Annotated in this window: 23 protein-coding genes; 2 read left to right on the top strand and 21 right to left on the bottom strand. The window is 51.1% G+C overall.

The window, feature by feature from the left end; translation table 11 throughout:
* Nucleotides 1-129: 129 nt before the first annotated feature.
* Nucleotides 130-2,181, top strand: coding sequence for a TonB-dependent receptor (locus AYI96_RS06780; RefSeq protein WP_144361276.1), 2,052 nt, complete (start codon nt 130-132; stop codon nt 2,179-2,181).
* Nucleotides 2,182-2,463: 282 nt separating this feature from the next.
* On the opposite strand, the gene AYI96_RS06775 is transcribed toward AYI96_RS06780, so the two are convergent.
* The 18 genes from AYI96_RS06775 to AYI96_RS06690 form a co-directional block, all read right to left on the bottom strand.
* Complete coding sequence (locus AYI96_RS06775; RefSeq protein WP_071476239.1) at nt 2,464-2,871, bottom strand: PaaI family thioesterase; 408 nt, start codon at nt 2,869-2,871, stop codon at nt 2,464-2,466.
* 97 nt (nt 2,872-2,968) lie between these two features.
* Entirely contained in the window at nt 2,969-3,310 is a 342-nt protein-coding gene (locus tag AYI96_RS06770; protein ID WP_144361275.1) for a hypothetical protein, read from the bottom strand.
* 133 nt (nt 3,311-3,443) lie between these two features.
* Nucleotides 3,444-3,869: a DUF6559 family protein gene (locus tag AYI96_RS06765; protein WP_039033955.1), complete on the bottom strand. Its 426-nt coding sequence runs from the start codon at nt 3,867-3,869 to the stop codon at nt 3,444-3,446.
* A gap of 6 nt (nt 3,870-3,875) precedes the next feature.
* Nucleotides 3,876-4,121 carry a hypothetical protein gene (locus AYI96_RS06760; RefSeq protein ID WP_039033954.1) on the bottom strand — a complete coding sequence of 82 codons (246 nt, stop codon included), beginning with the start codon at nt 4,119-4,121 and terminating at the stop codon, nt 3,876-3,878.
* 103 nt (nt 4,122-4,224) lie between these two features.
* A complete protein-coding gene (locus AYI96_RS06755) occupies nt 4,225-4,806 on the bottom strand; it encodes a GAD-like domain-containing protein (RefSeq protein ID WP_039033953.1) in 582 nt (193 codons plus the stop codon).
* A 404-nt stretch (nt 4,807-5,210) separates the two neighbouring features.
* Nucleotides 5,211-5,516 (bottom strand): hypothetical protein, encoded by a 306-nt coding sequence (locus tag AYI96_RS06750; RefSeq protein ID WP_144361274.1) that lies wholly within the window; start codon nt 5,514-5,516, stop codon nt 5,211-5,213.
* A gap of 44 nt (nt 5,517-5,560) precedes the next feature.
* Complete coding sequence (locus tag AYI96_RS06745) at nt 5,561-5,854, bottom strand: hypothetical protein (protein ID WP_039034013.1); 294 nt, start codon at nt 5,852-5,854, stop codon at nt 5,561-5,563.
* 129 nt (nt 5,855-5,983) lie between these two features.
* Nucleotides 5,984-6,652, bottom strand: a complete 669-nt coding sequence (locus AYI96_RS06740) for a Type 1 glutamine amidotransferase-like domain-containing protein (RefSeq protein ID WP_071476234.1) — start codon at nt 6,650-6,652, stop codon at nt 5,984-5,986.
* A gap of 110 nt (nt 6,653-6,762) precedes the next feature.
* The gene (locus AYI96_RS06735; protein ID WP_144361273.1) at nt 6,763-7,620 is read right to left on the bottom strand and encodes a hypothetical protein; all 858 of its coding nucleotides are present in this window, start codon (nt 7,618-7,620) and stop codon (nt 6,763-6,765) included.
* 69 nt (nt 7,621-7,689) lie between these two features.
* On the bottom strand, nt 7,690-8,823 hold the full coding sequence (locus AYI96_RS06730; RefSeq protein ID WP_144361272.1) for an alpha/beta hydrolase: 1,134 nt from the start codon (nt 8,821-8,823) through the stop codon (nt 7,690-7,692).
* A 164-nt stretch (nt 8,824-8,987) separates the two neighbouring features.
* Entirely contained in the window at nt 8,988-9,269 is a 282-nt protein-coding gene (locus tag AYI96_RS06725) for a DUF6150 family protein (protein WP_144361271.1), read from the bottom strand.
* Nucleotides 9,270-9,596: 327 nt separating this feature from the next.
* Nucleotides 9,597-10,193, bottom strand: a complete 597-nt coding sequence (locus AYI96_RS06720; RefSeq protein WP_143078385.1) for a protein kinase — start codon at nt 10,191-10,193, stop codon at nt 9,597-9,599.
* Nucleotides 10,160-10,357: a nuclease-related domain-containing protein gene (locus AYI96_RS06715; RefSeq protein ID WP_101096647.1), complete on the bottom strand. Its 198-nt coding sequence runs from the start codon at nt 10,355-10,357 to the stop codon at nt 10,160-10,162. Before AYI96_RS06715 ends, AYI96_RS06720 begins: the two co-directional genes overlap by 34 nt.
* A gap of 100 nt (nt 10,358-10,457) precedes the next feature.
* Entirely contained in the window at nt 10,458-10,844 is a 387-nt protein-coding gene (locus tag AYI96_RS06710; RefSeq protein WP_025011246.1) for a ribonuclease E inhibitor RraB, read from the bottom strand.
* 16 nt (nt 10,845-10,860) lie between these two features.
* Entirely contained in the window at nt 10,861-11,082 is a 222-nt protein-coding gene (locus AYI96_RS06705; protein WP_037475159.1) for an RNA-binding S4 domain-containing protein, read from the bottom strand.
* 87 nt (nt 11,083-11,169) lie between these two features.
* Nucleotides 11,170-11,703 carry a GNAT family N-acetyltransferase gene (locus tag AYI96_RS06700; RefSeq protein ID WP_039033946.1) on the bottom strand — a complete coding sequence of 178 codons (534 nt, stop codon included), beginning with the start codon at nt 11,701-11,703 and terminating at the stop codon, nt 11,170-11,172.
* A 19-nt stretch (nt 11,704-11,722) separates the two neighbouring features.
* On the bottom strand, nt 11,723-12,001 hold the full coding sequence (locus AYI96_RS06695) for a peptidylprolyl isomerase (RefSeq protein WP_071476228.1): 279 nt from the start codon (nt 11,999-12,001) through the stop codon (nt 11,723-11,725).
* 196 nt (nt 12,002-12,197) lie between these two features.
* A complete protein-coding gene (locus AYI96_RS06690) occupies nt 12,198-14,033 on the bottom strand; it encodes a DUF885 domain-containing protein (RefSeq protein ID WP_071476227.1) in 1,836 nt (611 codons plus the stop codon).
* A 79-nt stretch (nt 14,034-14,112) separates the two neighbouring features.
* On the opposite strand from AYI96_RS06690, the gene AYI96_RS06685 reads away from it, so the two are divergent.
* Nucleotides 14,113-14,622 carry a diguanylate cyclase domain-containing protein gene (locus tag AYI96_RS06685; protein ID WP_071476226.1) on the top strand — a complete coding sequence of 170 codons (510 nt, stop codon included), beginning with the start codon at nt 14,113-14,115 and terminating at the stop codon, nt 14,620-14,622.
* Between the two features lie 93 nt (nt 14,623-14,715).
* Here the strand turns inward: AYI96_RS06685 and AYI96_RS06680 are convergent, their stop codons facing one another.
* The 3 genes from AYI96_RS06680 to AYI96_RS06670 all read right to left on the bottom strand — a co-directional run bounded on the left by AYI96_RS06680 (nt 14,716) and on the right by AYI96_RS06670 (nt 18,933).
* On the bottom strand, nt 14,716-15,726 hold the full coding sequence (locus AYI96_RS06680) for an AraC family transcriptional regulator (protein ID WP_186300035.1): 1,011 nt from the start codon (nt 15,724-15,726) through the stop codon (nt 14,716-14,718).
* 129 nt (nt 15,727-15,855) lie between these two features.
* Nucleotides 15,856-16,878 carry a protease SohB gene (gene sohB, locus AYI96_RS06675; protein WP_039033942.1) on the bottom strand — a complete coding sequence of 341 codons (1,023 nt, stop codon included), beginning with the start codon at nt 16,876-16,878 and terminating at the stop codon, nt 15,856-15,858.
* A gap of 333 nt (nt 16,879-17,211) precedes the next feature.
* Nucleotides 17,212-18,933 (bottom strand): phospho-sugar mutase, encoded by a 1,722-nt coding sequence (locus AYI96_RS06670; protein ID WP_144361270.1) that lies wholly within the window; start codon nt 18,931-18,933, stop codon nt 17,212-17,214.
* Between the last annotated feature and the right edge of the window lie 126 nt (nt 18,934-19,059).

The following is a 19,059-nucleotide window of genomic DNA, read 5'->3' as shown; positions in this document are numbered from 1 at the left end:
GGCATTCGATCACATTTTATCAAATGATAACAATTATCACTTGCGATCGTATTTATAGGTCTATAACTTTGTCCCCCACTTAACGCTTATTTGCTCATTCGCTTCATTTGTTAATCAGGACAGATACTCATGCCTAGCTATAAATTTAAGCTCAATGCCCTGCTGCTCGCTATGCTGGCATCACCGGCCTTTGCCGACGATGCTGTCGAGCGCGGAAATCAATCAATCGAAAAAATTGTCGTTTTGGGGGAAAAGACAGAGAAATCATTGAAAGACGTGAGTTCATCTGTATCTGTCATCACCGAGGAGCAGCTTAAGACGCTGCAATACCTGTCGGTGCATGACGCCATCTCAGAAATACCCAACCTGGTAGTGCTGTCAGGGCAGATGCCCAATATCCGCGGGATTTCCGGTAACGGCGCCGCCACCGGCTTTAGTGGGGTTTCCGGCGGCGCCAAGACCCGGGTATCAACCATAACCGATGGTGTGGCAGAACCTTTTATGGCGGATTTGACCGGCGATACCGGCATGTGGGACATAGAGCAAATTGAAGTGTTTCGCGGTCCCCAATCCACCAGTAATGGCCGCAACAGCATAGGTGGCGCCATGTTTATCAAGACCAAGGATCCGACTTTTGACTGGCAGGGTGCCGCTCGGGTGGGTTACCGCAGTGAGAGCCAATATATAGACTCGGCCGCCGCCATCTCCGGCCCTTTGATTGAGGATGAACTGGCCTTTCGCCTATCGGCGCAGCATACCGATGGTGAAACTTACGCCAACCCGATTATCCATGAAGCTAACCCGCCGGGCTTTGATCTGAATAAGCTCAACACAGACAGAATAAGAGCCAAACTCCTGTGGGAGCCCGCAGCCATTGACGGCCTCAAGGCCATGCTCAGCTATGCCAAAAACCATGAGCGCGGCAACACGGGACGGCAATACTTCAGTGGTGACGATCCCTTTAAGTATCAGCCCATCAACCCCAGAAACATGGACACTGAATCAGATACCGGCAGCATCAAGCTGGACTACAGGATCGGTGACAATTTTTCGGTCGACTTCTTGCTGGCCAGAATGAACTACAACTGGGTGATGGATACCTATGACAAGGATCCTGCTACCGAGCAAGTGGTGAGTATGGAGGAGTCCAACACCACGGCTGAAACCAAGCTGCATTTTGGCCTTAACAGCGAGCTTTACAGCGGCTTTATCGGCCTCTACTATTTCAAGCGCGATCAAGACTTCAACAGTAGCGGCGGTACGGTTTATCGCGGCGACGACAATAGTGACTCCAAGGCGGTTTTCGGCGAATTTACCTATAACGTCACCGATGACTTCAGGATCACCGCCGGAGGCAGGGTTGAACGGGAATCCCAGCTGCGTAATTTCTGGATGAAGCAGCCGCAAACGCCCATAGAAGATACCCTGGACAACAGTAAGACCATCAAGTTGCCCAAGCTGGTATTGCAGTACGATATCAATGCCGAGACCACAGTCTCCTTAAGCGGTCGCCGTGGCTACAACGCCGCCGGTGCGGCGATAGGCTTCCCGGAAAATGAGTTCTACTTCTACGATGAAGAGTACGTTAACGCCTATGAACTTGGGCTGAGAACCAGCCTGGATGGCGGTAATATCAACCTGAGCGCCAACCTGTTCTACAACGACTACGACGGATATCAGGCCACGGGCTCTGCCAGACGGGTTATCAACATGGACAAGGTGATTACCTATGGTGCCGAGTTTGAAGCCTCAGCCATGGTAACCCGGGATCTGCGCCTGCACGGCGGCCTTGGGCTGTTGAGTTCGGAAATCAAGGAACCTGGAGAAGGTTATGCCTCTGCCAAGGGCAATGAACTGGATTCGGCCCCCTCAATGACCGCCAATCTCGGTGCCCAGTATTGGCTGACAGATCAGCTTACCTTCAGTGTCTCCGCCAACTATGTCGGTGAGTACTATGGTGACTTTGAGAACACAGAGGAACGAGTTGCCGGTGACTATGTGCTGGCACGTATGTCGCTCAATTATGAGACTGACAACTGGATCTTCAACGCCTTCGTCAACAACGCCTTTGATGAGAAAGCCGTGTTGAGTCGCTCTCCGGCAGCCCGTAACTACCCGGATGGCTATGCGGCGATAGTCGATCCCCGTAACTTTGGGGCCTCTGTCACCTACCAGTTTTAGCCTTAGATAAGCCCAAAGGCTCCCAAGGGAGCCTTTTTAATTTTATTGAAGCCCCTTTGACAAAGGGTTACGGCTTCAAAGCCGGTTCATGACTGAGCCGCAAACCACATGAAGTAGGCATAGTTTTACAGCATGCACTTGGCCAGGCTGCAGATACTCCCTGGATGCCGAAGGCCCAAAAAACGATACATCACAGTTACCGAGTTCGGCATTGAGTAGGGCCCAAGCCCCTGGAAGGATCGAATCACAAGGGCAGCAACAATTTTTGAATGGAGTTAGGGGCTAGTTCGTCGGCGGAATGGAATAAGTGCCCACGGCATGAGCCACAACTTCGCTGTGTCCATCTGAAAACACAGACACTTCGGCAATCGCCAATGATTTACCCAATTTCAGCAGCCTACAATCGGCAACTATGTCACACTCGGCGCTGGGTTTACGCAGGAAGTTGATATTCAGGTTGGTAGTTACCGCCAGAGGCACTATACCTATTTCCCCCAACAAGGCGACATAGATGGCAATATCGGCCAACTCCATCATGGCCGGCCCTGAGACAGTACCGCCGGGGCGCAGGTGCGCCTGAGTTATCGGCTTACGCACTCTGGCCGACTTATCTCCCAGATGTTCAACCACAATACCGCTCTGTGGCAGCTCGCGTTCGATAAAAGCTTGCAGCTCAGCGATAGTCACCATCTAAACCTCCTTGATTATTTGGTCAATCTTGCGGTATCAATGGGCCATAGGTATCACTTGAGCATTAACAGCCTCTGGTTTAGCCATGTTTGCCCTTCTACTCCTGTTTGGTTCTGGGCTTTGATACCGCTTTTAATTGTTGCCGCCGTTTAAGCTCCCGCCCCTGAAGGGTAAATATCAACCAGACTAACAGCAAAGGCAGCATTGGGACTATCCCCCAAAGCAAACCCATTAAGCTTGCTACCATGGTGTATTTAAGCTGATATACCGGCACCAACACCCAAAGGGGATAGCTGTAGAACAATCCTCGCACCAGACGCATAGACAAACTGCGACGCAGCTCGGCGCCGGGCAGCGAAGCAAACATCAAGGCAAACCAGCCCAAAACGCCCGTCAGCAGTGCAAAACCCAGCACAAACTGGATCAATAGTTCCGGCATTCCCTCTCCCTGAGTATAAGCTTCCAACCCTTTTGCCCGATTTACAGCGCTGACCGGAGATCGCCTGTCAGCCAGGAGTGGTCATCGCAGAAACAAAGGTCAAGCACCCACGGCCAACTCGCTCACTTTCAGCTTAATCACTGCCAGAATCACACCCCGGATCCGCAGCGGCGGTTTCCGCTGCACTATGGCCGGCACTGGCCTCATGCAGGCTAGCGACCGTAAAATCCTGTGGCCGGCCAAAGATAACCTCCGCAGCTTCCCTTCTCAGTTGACCATAGTCCGGCTCACTGGAACCTTGAGTTATGGAGGTTTGCATCGAAATGCGGGAAAATTCGGCCGGTGAGCAGTACATGGCATAGGCATAATATTCGTTGGTCGAAATACCGCCATGACTATCACAGGCTCTGGGAGGACGCCTGAGCTTTTGTCTGATTAAGGCCCTTTCCAGCTGATTTCTGGAGTAATATCTCTTCTTGCCATAATGCTTTAGCAAATCCCTGGATAGCCTACGGGCATATTGCTTTATTTTTTGTTTTCGAAACAGATGGGCAAACATAAGAACTCACTCTGCTTGGCTCACTTCTCCAATATGCCGCTTTGTGCTCAAAGCCTGATTGGATCCCACTTGCCGAGCGGCACCAAAAAACAGATATGGCGCGGCAAATAAGTTAATGATCAGGCTATAAAACAGCAGCAACGCCACACCCAAACCTGTCATGATGGTTTCGGCGCCGCCTGAGCCTTGTCCCAGAATCCGCAACAAACCGTAAATAAAGATAAGCCCGGCGGCCAACCAGCATACGTTCATGGCGCTCCGTCTTGTCGCCGATAAAACCAGCTTGCCGAGCGTATCAGACCAGGCAGTAAACTATGACCACAGCCCGGTTCAATTTCTCATCCTGGTTTCGCGGCTAGGCTTCCAGAGCCAACTGCAGCAAGAAGTCCAGTTGCACTCTGGCATCGCCTCTTTGAGTCTTATCAATAGCTGGTTCACCCCCGAGACGCAGTGCCGGGGTGTAAAAGTAGATCTGGTTTGGCTGCAGCCTGCCTTGCTGGTCGCTGACTTGTTGAAGTTCCCTCTTCCTGAAGAAGCTGGTTTGCACTTCATCGTCACAACACCAGTCGTTGAAGAAGTCTTCCATGTTCCAGGTGAGCACATCTGTCTGTGAAGTGTGGGGATCGATAAAAGCGATATCTTCATCCCCTTCATCGCTCAGGAGCCGATAATAAAAAATGTCGCCAAAACAGCTGATAGCGAACGGGATGCGACTCATGTCTTCATCCAACATCAGCCAGCCCCAGAGATTGTCCAGGTATTCATCCGGATCAATAAGTTGGATTAAACCATCACCATAGTGGCCAAAGCCATGTTGTTGCCACAGTTCCAATAAGCACTCGGGCAAATGGTCCTGATATTTGGCAAGAGTTGGCGCCGATACTGATTTGATATCTGCGCCGGGTGGCAGATGGTCGATAAAAGATTGCAGAAGCATTGAGGTAAAATTCCTTTTTCCTATCAGAATAACTGTCACAAAACCTTGGGTTTTCCGTGACCTTGATTTGAAAGCCTTAAGGCACCTAGGTATAGATATGAGACCTGGATAAGGCCGGCTTCGATTATGCGGCCTTTGATAGCATGATTGCAATCCCGAGAGACGCACCGGCTATACACAGAGCCCAAAAATCGCTGCGACAGTATCAGTATTTTTCCGGAAACATCTTCCGATAACAAAGCCCTCCACCATAAGTCAGGCTGTCACCACCGAATTCATCCATCACAATAAGCGGCTGCCCCGCCACTTCAATAACGGCTTAGAGGTAATCACCCTCGGTTTGCTTAAATACTGCTTGCACGGCTTTCCTTATAAAAATTTTTTTGAAGCTGTACCTCCGTTGGTCACTGCTCAGCTTCTTTAGCCGCCAGCCATTCACATTCCGCGGTATTGGCCAACACCCCCAGTTGACGACGCTGATCCCGCCCTTGCAAACCGCAGCGAGTCCCCTTGCGAATAGGTACTGCATATTGAATATCACGGGCTTGTTGTTTAAGAAAGGCATTGCCGGAGCGGCGATACTCTGCCACTTCCCGCTCATTGAGCTGGACCATAAAGCGGTTGTTATGTCGGCAAAGCACGTCCAGATATAGCTGCCCTTCATGCTCCAACAAATACCATTGCCCTTGAGCCATCGCCAGTACTCTCATACTCAGCTCCCGATTATGCCGCTTTTGCCGAAAGAGGCACAAAATTACAGCAGCGTAAGCCACTCTGAGGTATCTGCCAGAATAAACTCATAGCGTTTGCCATCATTGAGAATGATCCGCAGCGCATCTGCCGATATAGGAAAAATACCGCCGCCAGTAGCCAGACACTTTTCTACCGCGCAGATATCATCTCGCTTGAGAGTGTAGGGCCCCAGCCCCAGTTGCTGATTGAAAGGCACAAACTTGAGTTCATTGCCGGTCAAAGAAATCTTGCCATCGGCTTTGGCCACTCCGTTCTGCACTGTAGTCATTGACGATTTGATCAGTTCTGCTGCCATCCTTGCTTCCTCTTGGGTGATGCCTTGCTTCCTTAAGGCCTTGTTGGCATAAGCCATCAATAATGTTCAAACTACCCCAATAAATGGGATTTGTCATCCCGATGAACAGGCACTGCTGCACTGCAGGGCTCAGGCGATAGCCTCTGGCAGGATGATCTCCGGCGCGCCAAAACTGTGAAGATAGCCATCAATAATGGCCAGCGCGTCTTCATCCGAGCAGAGATAAACGGGCAAACCATGCCGCTCTGCCAATTGCTTTGCACGCCGTTTTTGGCTGAGGCCATGGGATTGGTCTCGGCTCTGCGAATGAACCACATGGGGCACAAATAAAAGGTCGGCCAAGCCCAGCGCCTTCAGGTTTTCAAGGCCCACTGTATTGCTGTCACCACAAAGCGCCGCGGTTTCTATGTTGGCAGTCAGCAGCATGGCGCCGGCACTGACACCAACCAAGAGATGTCCGGATGCAGCATAACTCTTGAGTTTCTGCTGTTGATTGCGACTATGCAAGCCATGTAAAAAACGGTAAGTATCCCCGCCCGAGAGATGCACTAAAGGCTTATCCAGTAACCTCTGCATCACAGTGTTGTTAAAACCCTGTTCAAAATCCAGGTAGGTGTTGAGACCTATGCCAAGGCCTTGATAAAACGCCTGTGTTGGCCGGTAGAAATCCCCCTCGGGATCAGGCTCTGAACCTATGTAACCACCCGCTTGCCCTTTAAGCCCCAGAGCCTCAATAACAAACGCAAGCGCCTCACGGCCTCTTGCGCTTTGGTGATTACTGAGCAGCAGTAGATTCATACTTTTTCGCTCCTTGAAAGTCGGCAACTTCTTACAACACCCTGAGTTTCCCGCTCACAGCCTCAACGGCCATTCGCGCCGTGATTGATAAAGTTCTTCAGCCCAAGACATCAGCGCAGGGAGTCAAAAGCAGCCAGCAGTGCTTCATCTTCTCTTTCTAACAGGCACTCGCCAATCTCATCTATGGGTAACGTAGCGCTGAGGGACAACAGCTTAAGGGCTTCAATATGCTCAAGAGTCAGTTCATGCTCGGTAAGCAGGAACGACCAATCGAAACTGTCGACAAGCGCCTGCTCGACACCATCGGCATACAGCTGGTTAAACCTTTTTGGGTTGTGACCGAAGATCAATGCCGCCAAGCAAGCATATTCGCCGAATTCACTGTCATCATCAAAGCAGTAATCCAACGCTATGCCCCGACTCAGCAAGGCTGCCAAAGCCTGTTCACCGGCTCCATTCAAATGGTATTCATTGTGAAACAAACAGGCCGCCGCCGTAGCCAGTGCCTCATGGGAGAAGGCGTATCTGGGCAGTAGAAAATTAAAAATGGCGTAAGCGTCAGACTCTCCTGCAAAGACCAATGCCAACAACCGGTTATGGTCCAAGCGGCCACCCACTGAAATAAACGCGCTAATAAAACCGAGATAAACATCGTGACACAGCCGGTAAAGATGTTCAGGGTCGTCTTCGACCAAGCTGCCATCCGGGCCGTTGACTTTGATGATGTCAAATAGCGGCGTAAACTGCTTCGGCTCGGAATAATACGTCACACGGCAATACATAAGGTAATAGATTTGATAGTCCTTGATAACGGCGTTCGCCCTGAGATAAGAGATGATCTCAAGCCCGGCCGGGTCTTTCTCTATCCTGAACATATATTGGGACCAGGCTTTCGGCATATGCTGGCGCAAATAGTCCAGATTGCCTTCTTCAATATGTTGTTTTATCTCATTTAATCCACGAAACACGGCATTCCTCTCATAACAGGTGTAAATCTTCTCCGGGAAATCCCGGGCCAGGTAGGTAAAAGACCTGAGTTAGGGCTGACTCAGTTTTTGCTCAAGCGCCCGGTTCTGAGCCATAATCTCTTCGAGAAAAACCGAATCATGCAGCCTGGCCAATTGCAGCGCCTTGATAGAGGCCGCCATTGCCTTATCGAGCTGTTGGTTAAGCGTATAGGCCGTTGCCAGGCTGTCCCAAAGGATTTCCGAGCGAGCGAATTTCTCTACTCCTTGCTCCAATATGGCAACGCCCCAGGTAGTTTGGCCCTCATAGGCGGCCTTTAGGCCGTATACGTTGAATTGATGTGCCGACAACGGAAAGGTATAGCCATACTCGGCAGTTTTTCCCCTGTAGAACGCCTGCAGTTGTTGCAGCGACATCACATCGACTTGTGGTACCGCGTTCCAGCCACTGAAGATGGCTTTAAGCCCCTCGACATTGCCAATCAAGGGAGTGCTGTCGTGGGTTTCTCGGGCAAAACGGGCATTGAAAACCTGTAGCTTTGACGGCTTCTTGGTTTCCAGTTTTTGCAGCATGGCGTCAAAGGCCTGCGCCATCTCGCCTGGCTCACTCGCCATACTGAGAAACCAGCGCATGGGCGCTTTGCGCTCGCGAGCCTGGTATTTGTCGTAATCTGTAATCAAAGCACCATCGTCCCACCAGAGGCTGGGACTAATGGCTATCGCGGCATTGAAGGAAGACGCCGGACCGAGCGCCTGATAACTGCTGTAAAGCCCGGCCAAAGAGTGGCCAAATATCGTCCGGTAAGGCGCCAGACGGTAACGTTCACTCAATGCAGGCAGCAGTTCCTCTGCGATAAAACGGTTATAAACATCAGCCTTTCCCGCCCTTGCGGCGAAATCTTCCGGCTCTGTGGGAGTAAAGTACTTGAGTCTGTCGCGGGTGCTTATGCCCACCACTATCATTTCCGACACTATGGCGTATGTGCTCAGAAAGCCGACGCTGGATGCCACATGATGGAACTGGGTCGAACCATCAAGTACCAACAGCAAGGGGTAGTGAAAACTGTCTGAATGTCGATAACTCTCGGGCAAAGCAACCTGAACTGTCACGGCTTCATCGATAAGCCCGGCCGCAAGTGTAAAACGCTGCTCTTCGGCCAATACAGTCAGAGGCAGCAAGGCACAAAGCAAAAATACAAATCTCATGGAAATCCTTGTCAATAAAACGTCTTTAACGGGCTTTCAAAGGTCGGCCGGCGCGGGATGAAAGGCTGACGGTCAATAGCTGATGACCGCGGGCATCCGTCGTTGCCAAAAGTCTGTATTCACCTTCCCGGCGTCCTCTTTACCTGGATTTAAAAGCAGCCGGGTTACAAACGGCCTTTGAGCGGGTGCTGAGTTTGCCAACCGCTGGCTCCGCGGCTACTGACAAAATACACCAGCAGATCAGCGGCGCTGCGATGGCTGACCCAATGAATCAGTGACGTGGCCATTGAGCGGCTCGCCACCTGACACCAGAGACTATCCCGATTGTGCGTAGCGCCGCGGCTGTCGACTCGATAAACCAATAGATCGGCGGCCGCGCGGGAGCTGACTTCATATACCAACACCTTGGCCGCTCCCCGAACCTGAACCTCATAAATAAGTGCCATAAAACCTCCCTGTAGTAGCTTGGCTATTTGTAATGTGGATGTTAACTCCCGAGATAATCAGCAAACTCAAGATCCAATTACAATATTTTTCGGTATTACAATGACGACAGGTATAAACATCCTTCCTCTCAGACTCAAAGCCAGAGACTGGATTAGGAGCTCAACACTATGACCATGCAGTTTGGTTGAATGACTTAATCACCTTGATTGCACAGGCGTCACATTTCTTGTTTCTTATCATCCATGCCCAAAATAATCATTTACCCAAAATCGAGTGAGTTTGTGCATGATGCATTCATATTCAGTCGTCACTCGTAGTTGTGCTGCTTATGAGTTAAAACCAAATAGCGGCATATAGTCATTATTGTCTCCCAGGTTGACCTCTAAGCGCAGCACCTTGTAACACATGGCAAACAAAGACTCTCCCAACCAACGGGGATCAAAAGCCTCGAGGGCCCTGAGCATGCCTGCAGGGCCGGCATCGCCCTTGAGCTCTATAGGGGTCAACACATCGATAAAACTGGCCACCAAACCGTAGAGATCCCGTTCAGCATCTCCTTCCAGGGCCCAGAGATCCGGGTCGGCATATTGAGCAGCATAGTGTCTGGCCGCTATGTCCTGACCCAGGCCAAAGTTCAAAAGCACGGCGCTGTCGCCATTACAAATAATATTCTTCGGGCAGATGGCTCGATGGAAGATATCCAATCTGTGGAGATACTGCAGCGCCGTCAGCAACTGTCTAAACCAGCCTATCACCTGTTGCGGCGATTGGATCTCGGTGCAATCCAAAGCAACGCCCCGCTCCCAGGCCCTGGCAATGAAGACCCGGTCGCTGCCGCCAAGTTCGCCAAAGGCCAATACCCGCTCCACATTGGGGTGATAAATGCGGCTCAGGCTGCGGTATTGATGACATACACGCCCCACTCGCCGACCACCAGAACATCCACCTCCATCGCTTGCCCGGACTGAGTCGGGATCTCAATATTGGTCAGCAGCAGATAATCTTTGGGTAACTCATCACCCAGCAGTTCAAAGGCCCAGCGCTCGGCGTCGTTGACCGGGGTTCCAAAACTGATGTGTTTGGCCATATCACTCTCCCTGAGATTGGCAATCAGTGGGGGCAGAATAAAAAGCTAGAGAATAAAAAGCCACCCAAATTTGGGTGGCTCAGGAAAAATTCACTTATCTTCAGTGGTGGCAGTGCTCATCACACTCATGGTCATCATCGGCAAACTCGTCATCGCCGTCCTGATGCTGCATCACGCCCCAACCATCTGTCATACCATCAAACTCGGCGGCAAAGCTGTTCAGCTCGGTTTCGCGCGCCACCAATGCCTGATACTCGGGCACCATATTGATGCAGACAATCAGCTCCCACTTTTCTATCTCTTCGTTGAACTGCAGCTCAACTTCGCCGGCCTGCTCGGATTGACTCAAATCTTCCAATGCCGATTCAGCGTCGCGCTGATCATCAAACACCAGGAAAAAGTCCACATCCAAAGGCTTGCTCAGGTCGATACCCGACTCCTGCATTGCCTGCAGCATCTTGCCGTTGTCATCATCTGGAAATTGCATTCTGTTCCCCTTGCGCTTATTGCGCCGCCACTATTTTAACCGTTTCGCCGTTGAAGCTGACCAGATCGCCCGGCAGCAATTTCTTGCGCTTGCGGGTTTCAACTTCGTTATTGACCAGCACCAGCCCTTCGGCAATCACATGCTTGGCCTCAGCGCCGGCACTGGTCATGCCTTCTGCCTTCAGCACCTTATAAAGCTCAATATACTCATCGCCGCTATTGAGGGTGAATTCGCTCATTTTCTGTGTCACTGTGACCTTGCCTTGCTGGAATTGACTCTATTTGGGGCGGATTATAGCAGCAAGCATCCGCTTGGGGGAGAGAAGTCAACGACGCTCATCACTGAGCAGGCCATAGGCCCTGTCATCCACCCAAAGATCGCCGATACGGAAGTTGTGCCGCAATATTCCCTCAAGCTCGAAGCCGCACTTCTCCATGACCTTGGCCGAAGCCAGATTATCATTGGCGCAGTGACCGATGAACTTATGAATATTGAAGCTCAAACAGCCCCAATCTATTACCCCGCGCAGCGACTCAGTGGCATAGCCCTTCCCCTGCATATCTGGATGCAACAGGTAACCCACCTCGGCCTGCGCCAGCTCAGGATCGACGCAGTAAAAGCCGGTCAAGCCGACAAAGCTGTCACTGCCCAATTCTTCAATCACCAGCGTCAGCCAGTCGCCGGACTCATAACGCCAAGGCTGGCTTCGCTGCTCAAACTTGGCTTTGAGCAGTGGTTCGGGTTCGGGATCTCTAACAAAGCGGCCCACCTCAGGATCGCAATGCAGTGCCAGAAACGCCGGCCAATCTTGCTCCTTCAGAGTCCTGAGCCTGAGTCTATCGGTATAGATTTCTATCACTTGCTTAAACTCTTACAGCTTAACCGCGACTGGTAACTTCAAGCAGGTGAAAACCAAAAGCCGTTTTCACCGGCCCCTGTACTTCATTGAGCGGCGCGCTGAACACCACTTCATCAAACTCACGCACCATCATTCCCGGGCCAAATGAGCCCAGCTCGCCGCCTTGTGCACCAGAAGGACAGGCAGAATGTTGACGGGCCAACTCGGCAAAATCGGCGCCATCGATAATCTGTTGTTTCAAGCTGGCGCATTCTGCTTCGGTTTTTACCAGTAGATGTCTTGCTGTTGCCTGTACCATAATTTGCTCCTCAATAATCTTGGCCAAGTGGCCTTTTTTCGGTCGGTCACCGAACAAACCCGGCCAGTATAATATCATTCTGTGTCAGAAGTTAACTGACACAACAATAATGGCAGGCCGTGAGTCGAAGCTAAAAAACGCCGTCAGATGACGGCGTTTTGAGTTTGCTTATCAAAGACTCGACTTAAATTCAGTCTCAGGCTGATGCTTTTTGCTTCAGCTGTTTTTCTATCCAGAGATCTATCTTGGCTTCCATCACCGCCATGGGTAAGGAACCTGTGGTAAGGATTTGATCGTGGAAGGCCTTGAGGTCGAAATTATCCCCCAGGGCTTTCTCGGCCCGGGCTCTGAGCTCCAGGATCTTCAGCTGACCAACTTTATAAGACAGTGCCTGACCAGGAATTGCCATATAGCGCTCCACCTCGGCGATGATGTCGCTTTCCGCCAGTGGAGAGTTGTCTTTCATATACTGAATCGCCTGTTCACGGCTCCAGCCCTTGGCATGCAGGCCAGTATCCACCACCAGACGCATCGCCCGCAGCATTTCATCCGAGAGCTTGCCGAAATACTGGTACGGATCTTCAAACAAACCCATCTCTATTCCAAGATATTCGGCATAGAGGGCCCAGCCCTCTTCAAAGGCGGTGTAACCGCTGAAACGTTGGAACTCAGGCACGCCCTGCAGCTCTTGCTTGATAGCTATTTGGAAGTGGTGACCCGGCGCCGCCTCATGCAATGACAAGGTAGTCATGCCCCACTTGGGCTGAGCTTTCAGATTATAGGTGTTGATGTAAAACACCCCTGGACGACTGCCATCGACGGCCGGTGCTTCATAGGAAGCTCCCGCAGCCGATTTTTCACGGAAGCTTTCAACCGGCTTCACCACATAGTCGGCCTTGGGCATCACATTGAAGTAACCGGGCAATACGGCATTGATTTTATCCTTAAGCACCATATAGCCGTCAATTAAGCCCTGCCTGTCACTGAAGAAGTATTCTGGCTCGGATGACAGTGAAGCAAAGAAGGCCTTGAGATCACCTTCAAAACCCACTTGCTGGCGCACCTTGTCCATTTCATCGAGGATCCGCGCCACTTCCTTGAGGCCGATTTGGTGAATATCGTCCACCGCCATAGTGGTTGTGGTATGAGCATTGGCCAGATGTTGGTACCAAACTTTACCGTTAGGCAGCGCCCACCAACCGTCAGTGGCCCGCGAGGCCGGCAGATAGGTTTGCTCGAAATATTGCTTGAGTGAGGCGATAGCCGGCAGCAGTTCTTGGCTGATCATCTGCTGGTATTCCTGCTCAATCAAGGCGCGTTCGGCGGCGTTGAAACTCTCGGGCATCTTGGTCACAGGGGCGTAGAAAATGCTATCTTGAGGCTTATCCACCAACTGCGCCTGCAACTGAGGGATAAGCCGCTCGACCAATACCCGTGGCAGCACAACCTTGCTGGCAATGCCTTCATCCATACGCTGTTTCGCCAGCTCTGTCCATTTGACAAAACCTTTCACCCTCTGCTGCCAGTTGGCGTAATCCTGCGGGGTATTGAAAGGCTGGGCACTCTCACCACTGCCAAGCTGCACCATGGTAATCACTGTGCTGTAGAACTGGCTTATCGGCATAAAACGGCTGGGGAAGGTTTCATCCACTAACGCCATATCCCTGTCATAAACAAACATGTCGTAACTGAGTTGCAACTGTTCGGGCAAAGCTTGTTTGTCTATGGTCTTGGCCTGGGCGGCGTAGCGACTGTTAAGTTCATGGCGCTGCTTGAGGTAGGCCTCGGAGAGATCGCCACCGAAAGTATCGTTATAGTCATTGACCCCAACAAAGGTGGCGTAGATGGGCTCAAGCTTGAGGTAATCCTTGAAAAATTGATCCACCATGGCGAGGTAAGCCTGCTCTGCCGTTTGTACCATTGCCGCAGCGGGCTGTTGCTCCGCCTGTGGCTGAGTCACCAAACTGCTCTCCTCTTTAGAGCAACCGCTCAACGCCAAAATAATAGAGCACAGCAAAAACCCTTTTTTCATTGTCGTTATTCTCCTGTCACAACTCAGTAGATGGATTGGTTAACTATACTTGTAGCAGTCACTAGCTCGGAGCCAACCCATGATTTATTCCTTCAGCAACTCGGGTTTCAGGGATCCGGAAACCGGGGTCTATAACCGGACCTATTTTATGGAAGTCTTTCACCGTGAATGGTATCGCCATCTGCGAGATCACCAGAGTCTGGCGCTATTGTATCTTTGCCCTCACATACATGAAACAGTTAACCAACCTCACTTGCTGGAATTCTTTGCCAAACAGGTGCAGCAAGCCTTGCTGCGCAATACTGATCTATTGGGACGCATCAACCACCAACTGTTCGCCCTCGGTCTATTCAACGTCGATAAGATGGGAGCCCAAAAGGTCATCGAACGGATTAATGAGAAAATCAACAAGTTCAGCGAAGAATACAACAAATTTCATCACCTGCAGCTGGACTACCGTCTGGCGGCCTGTATTTGCCAACCCAACAGAGAACTGAAACCCGAAACCCTGTTTATTGATGTTGAAACCCTGACCCATCAATTGGAACAGCAAGACAACACGCTTTCCAGCGTCAGGGAGATCCACTGAATCAGTGCAAAAGGCTTATCGCAGAATCGCAAAGGTCTCAACAGCAGATTATTTATGACTAAACTGGTCAGGATAAAATGAACCTGGCCTTGGTTAGTTTTGCTGCCCCAAACGGCTGAAATAACCGGGTGGATACCCGAGCCAATGCTTGAAACTTTGACGAAAGTGACAACTATCACTATACCCCAAACGCTCGGCAATCTCGCTCACCGACAGTTGGCCTTCGAGGATCCAGCTTACCGCTCGCTGACACCTTTGCTGATCCACCAGGCGTTGATAACTGCTGCCAAGGGCCGCCAACTTGCGCCTCAAACTACGACTGCTCATGTGTAACCTGAGTGCCATGGTTTCCAACGTTGGCACCAAGGGGAAATCGCCATCAAGTTCGTCAATAATTTTTTCAACCAGCGAACTCTGCTGCTCAAAACTTTGACTGCGACCTGAGAACTGAGTCAGATCCACCGCAAGCGTCAGCCAAGATTTGTCGAGGCGCCATTCATTGAAATCACTCTGGAACTCCACCCGCTTGGCCAGTTTTACCAAACTTGCAGACTGCATCAAGATGCCGGTAACACTGATAGCGTTAAAAACTATCTCTTGTCCGGTCAACTCCCGCGCCAAACTCAGTAATGCGCCTATACTGTGAAGAAATTCACCACGATAGATTAACGGTTCGGCCCGGCCGGTATTAAGCCAGCGCAGACGGATTTGATGCTCATCCTCCAGCAGTAAAAGATCAGCAAAGCTGCCCACCCACTTGGGATGATTTAGCACAAACTCCAGGCACTCACCAAGGCTCCGACATTCTCCAAGCAAAGGCAACAGAAAACCCAAATCAGTTACCCGAGTGTAGAGCCCGGCCAACAGGCTAACATCCTCACGTCGACTGCGTTGCATTAGAAACGCTATCGTGGCGCTGAGTTGCCAAACCCTTACCCATTGGCACTCCTTGAGCTCATTGATACCCGTACCTATGTGCAGGCATATCTCTTCAGCAGCCTCGGTTCCCAATTGTGACTGAATAAAACGAATAAGGTTGGCCAGTTCAAAAGCCGGGTACGCCTGATCCCCAACCATCATATTGGCTCGGTATTTGATCTGCATAGCCATTGTTGTCTTTTTGTTAATTACCAAAAATGGTTTTAGCGTATCCAGCAAGAGAATTAAAGACACACCGCATAAAAAACCCCGGGAAGCCGGGGTCTGATTATCGAGTTAGCGAGATACCAAAGGTTAGATTGGTCGATTTTTCTCAGCCAACTTGTTATAGCAGGCGTTGAGCATCAAAGAAGCGCTGTGAGCCAACTTGTCGGCCAGTTTCTTACGCAGCTGATATTTCACTTTGATCACAGTCCGATCCGAGGCCAGCTTCAGCAAGAGGTCGTCACTGGTGCCCACTTCATCTATGAGTCCCAGCTCTATAGCTTGCTGACCATACCAATGCTCACCTGTTGCAACCCTGTCCAGCTCCAGTTGCGGCCGATAACGACCGACAAAGTCTTTGAACAGCAAATGGGTTTCTTCCAGTTCCTGTTGGAACTTGGCTCTGCCTTCATCAGTATTCTCACCAAAGAGTGTCAGAGTACGCTTAAAGTCACCGGCGGTATGCTGCTCATAATCAATGTCATGCTTCTTCAGCAGCCTATTAAAGTTGGGTAATTGGGCAACAACACCTATAGAACCTATGATAGCAAACGGTGCAGCAATAATACGATCGGCAACGCAGGCCATCATATAACCGCCACTGGCAGCTACTTTATCCACGCATATAGTCAACGGCAATCCGGCACTGCGGATCCTGTCCAGTTGGCTGGCTGCCAAGCCATACCCATGAACCATGCCACCACCACTCTCAACACTGGCTACGACTTCATCCCCTTCCTCTGCAATAGCCAAAATAGCGCTGATCTCTTCCCGCAGCGACGCGACTTCGGCGGCTTCTATGCCGCCTTTGAACTCGATGACATATACCTTGGGATCTTTGACGTCCCCGGCATCCAGTGCCTTGTCATGGGCTTTTTGCTCAGCTTTGAGTTGTTTCTCATAGGCCTTGAACGCCTTTTTGCCCAAGAGCTCAGCCTTGAGATGATGCTTGAGCGATTTGAGTTCATCACTGAGATGAGTCAGTTTCAACTCGCCCCTGTCACTCTTTTGTTTTACTGCCGATGCCACCACAATCACCACTATGGCGCCGATAGCAACCACCAGGGTAATCGCCTTGGCAAGAAATAGTCCGTACTCGTATAAAAATTCCACTAGGGGTTCCTTTCACCGCGAGAAAGCACACAAAATTGCGCTATTCTAGCAGGCCTTTTATGGATAAAAAAACCCGATGCAAAACAGTTAAACGAACATCAATAAAATTAAGGGCTTCAGAGAGATTTTAACCATCCTTCTGCAGCCCTTGTTGTCTCTATGCTTTGTCTATTAAAACGCCGTTTTATTTTTCAGCCAAGTAATGAGTAAAACATGCCTGATTATCTAAAAAAGTGGCAAACTAATCCGCATTTGGCGCTTGTATTCGTCAATGCCTTTCTTTCACTCTCAAAATGGATCAATTCCTATGTCAAATATCACCGACCCGATTATCTACTTGGGTAACGATGCCTGATGGCCACTGACGAAGGCATCCAATGCAGTTCTAGCGCGGCTTTCGGCATCAGCCAGACTGTCGCTGGCCAGCATAGGCTCAACCACCTCGTAATAACACTTGATCTTGGGCTCGGTTCCCGAGGGACGCACTATCACCCGGGCACCACCTTCAAGGTGGAAGGTCAACACATCACTGGCCGGTAATTCGATAATCTCCCGCCGCCCATCGGCGTAACGTCGCTCGGCCGATTTGAGATCCTCGATCACCAATACTGCCATACCGGCGATGGACTCGGGGGGATTGGCCCGCAGATGGGCCCCGATATCCGGCGTTCCCGGCTTGAGCGCTATGCTCACTTGAGTATTGAGGTGCAAGCCATAGTCGCGATAGAGTTGTTCCAGTCTGTCCCAGATGGTTTTGTCCTGTGCCGCCAGCTCGGCTGTCAGCTGGGCAAAAGCCACCAGCGCCGACAGGCCGTCCTTATCCCACACCATACTGCCCACTGTGTAGCCCAGCGCCTCTTCATAGGCGAACAGGAATTTATTGTTGTCGCTCTGGCGTTGCATACCAACATTGGTGAGCCACTTGAAACCTGTGAGCGTGGTATAAAACTCACCGCCCTTGGCCTTGGCGATTTTAGAGAGCAAGGTTGAAGAGACGATAGTGGTTCCCAGCAAACGCTGATTGGCCGGCGCCTTGGACAATAGATAGTGGCCCAGCAAGGCTCCCACCTGATCGCCGGTGAGCATTTGATATTCGCCGTCATCGCGGCGCACGGCCACCGCCAGCCTATCGGCATCCGGATCGTTGGCACAGGCCAGCAGCGCCTGATGCTGTTTGGCCTCGGCAATCACCAGATCCATGGCGCCCTTCTCTTCCGGGTTAGGGAACTTAACCGTTGGGAAGTCACCGTCCGGTTTTTCCTGGGCGGCGACAGAATAAACCTGAGTAAATCCGGCATCCTTGAGCACTGTCTTGGCCATTTCTGCGCCAACACCATGCATGGCGGTATAGGCCAGGCTCACCCTTTCTGGCGCTGTTTTGTGCTGCAACACATCAGCATGGAACACACCGCGGCGATAATCCTGATAGAAATCATCCTGCAGCCAAATGAGTTTCCCCTGCTTGGTGGCTTCACTTTGCTCCAGCCAAGGCAGCTCTTCATTGGCAGCCTTGTCGATGCAGGCAGCAATACCTGAGTCGTGTGGCGGAATGATCTGCGCGCCATTGCCCCAATAGACCTTGTAACCATTGTATTGCGGCGGGTTATGGCTTGCGGTCACTACGATACCAGCGGCAGCTTCAAAGTGTTTCACCCCAAAGGCCACCAGCGGCGTGGCAGCTACTTTGGCGGTGAGCCGCACCTTAATCCCCATGGCGGTCAATACGCTGGCGGCATCATGGGCGAAGGTACGTGAATCATGGCGGCCATCGAAACCTATCACCACACCGCGGCTGGCGGCATCCTTGACCTGGGCGAGCAGATACTGCCCCAGGCCCGCTGTGGTTTGGCGGATAACCAAACGGTTCATCCGCATTGGACCGGCGCCGACCACGCCCCTGAGACCGGCGGTGCCGAAGGCCAAACGGCCGGCAAAGCGAGCTGACAATTCAGTTTCATTGCCTTCGGCTTTAAGACTCAACAGCTCATCCCGGGTTTTAGGGTCGGGATCTATCTCCAGCCAATGTTTCAGTTGCAGCTCCAGATGAGTATTCATAAGTGGCCTCTTTGATAATCAGTTTCATTCCAAAGTAAGAAAAACTCAGGTCCGCGACAAGTGAATTTGCATTAATTTTATGATTTTACTCAGGCTTTAGCGCCTGTCTTCCCGCTTAAGCTAGCT

It is taken from the genome of Shewanella sp. MSW, from assembly GCF_007636515.1.
Taxonomy (GTDB): Bacteria; Pseudomonadota; Gammaproteobacteria; order Enterobacterales; family Shewanellaceae; genus Shewanella; species Shewanella indica.
Note: the sequence above shows the minus strand (reverse complement) of the source record. Positions and strands in the feature narration are given on the sequence as shown.

Bases quoted from the DNA above. Each gene is read 5' to 3' on its own strand.
- AYI96_RS06780 (WP_144361276.1), top strand. From the start codon at position 130: ATGCCTAGCTATAAATTTAAGCTCAATGCCCTGCTGCTCGCTATGCTG.
- AYI96_RS06775 (WP_071476239.1), bottom strand. From the start codon at position 2,871: ATGGTGACTATCGCTGAGCTGCAAGCTTTTATCGAACGCGAGCTGCCA.
- AYI96_RS06770 (WP_144361275.1), bottom strand. From the start codon at position 3,310: ATGCCGGAACTATTGATCCAGTTTGTGCTGGGTTTTGCACTGCTGACG.
- AYI96_RS06765 (WP_039033955.1), bottom strand. From the start codon at position 3,869: ATGTTTGCCCATCTGTTTCGAAAACAAAAAATAAAGCAATATGCCCGT.
- AYI96_RS06760 (WP_039033954.1), bottom strand. From the start codon at position 4,121: ATGAACGTATGCTGGTTGGCCGCCGGGCTTATCTTTATTTACGGTTTG.
- AYI96_RS06755 (WP_039033953.1), bottom strand. From the start codon at position 4,806: ATGCTTCTGCAATCTTTTATCGACCATCTGCCACCCGGCGCAGATATC.
- AYI96_RS06750 (WP_144361274.1), bottom strand. From the start codon at position 5,516: ATGAGAGTACTGGCGATGGCTCAAGGGCAATGGTATTTGTTGGAGCAT.
- AYI96_RS06745 (WP_039034013.1), bottom strand. From the start codon at position 5,854: ATGGCAGCAGAACTGATCAAATCGTCAATGACTACAGTGCAGAACGGA.
- AYI96_RS06740 (WP_071476234.1), bottom strand. From the start codon at position 6,652: ATGAATCTACTGCTGCTCAGTAATCACCAAAGCGCAAGAGGCCGTGAG.
- AYI96_RS06730 (WP_144361272.1), bottom strand. From the start codon at position 8,823: ATGAGATTTGTATTTTTGCTTTGTGCCTTGCTGCCTCTGACTGTATTG.
- AYI96_RS06725 (WP_144361271.1), bottom strand. From the start codon at position 9,269: ATGGCACTTATTTATGAGGTTCAGGTTCGGGGAGCGGCCAAGGTGTTG.
- AYI96_RS06715 (WP_101096647.1), bottom strand. From the start codon at position 10,357: ATGGCCAAACACATCAGTTTTGGAACCCCGGTCAACGACGCCGAGCGC.
- AYI96_RS06710 (WP_025011246.1), bottom strand. From the start codon at position 10,844: ATGCAATTTCCAGATGATGACAACGGCAAGATGCTGCAGGCAATGCAG.
- AYI96_RS06705 (WP_037475159.1), bottom strand. From the start codon at position 11,082: ATGAGCGAATTCACCCTCAATAGCGGCGATGAGTATATTGAGCTTTAT.
- AYI96_RS06695 (WP_071476228.1), bottom strand. From the start codon at position 12,001: ATGGTACAGGCAACAGCAAGACATCTACTGGTAAAAACCGAAGCAGAA.
- AYI96_RS06690 (WP_071476227.1), bottom strand. From the start codon at position 14,033: ATGAAAAAAGGGTTTTTGCTGTGCTCTATTATTTTGGCGTTGAGCGGT.
- AYI96_RS06685 (WP_071476226.1), top strand. From the start codon at position 14,113: ATGATTTATTCCTTCAGCAACTCGGGTTTCAGGGATCCGGAAACCGGG.
- AYI96_RS06680 (WP_186300035.1), bottom strand. From the start codon at position 15,726: ATGCAGATCAAATACCGAGCCAATATGATGGTTGGGGATCAGGCGTAC.
- AYI96_RS06670 (WP_144361270.1), bottom strand. From the start codon at position 18,933: ATGAATACTCATCTGGAGCTGCAACTGAAACATTGGCTGGAGATAGAT.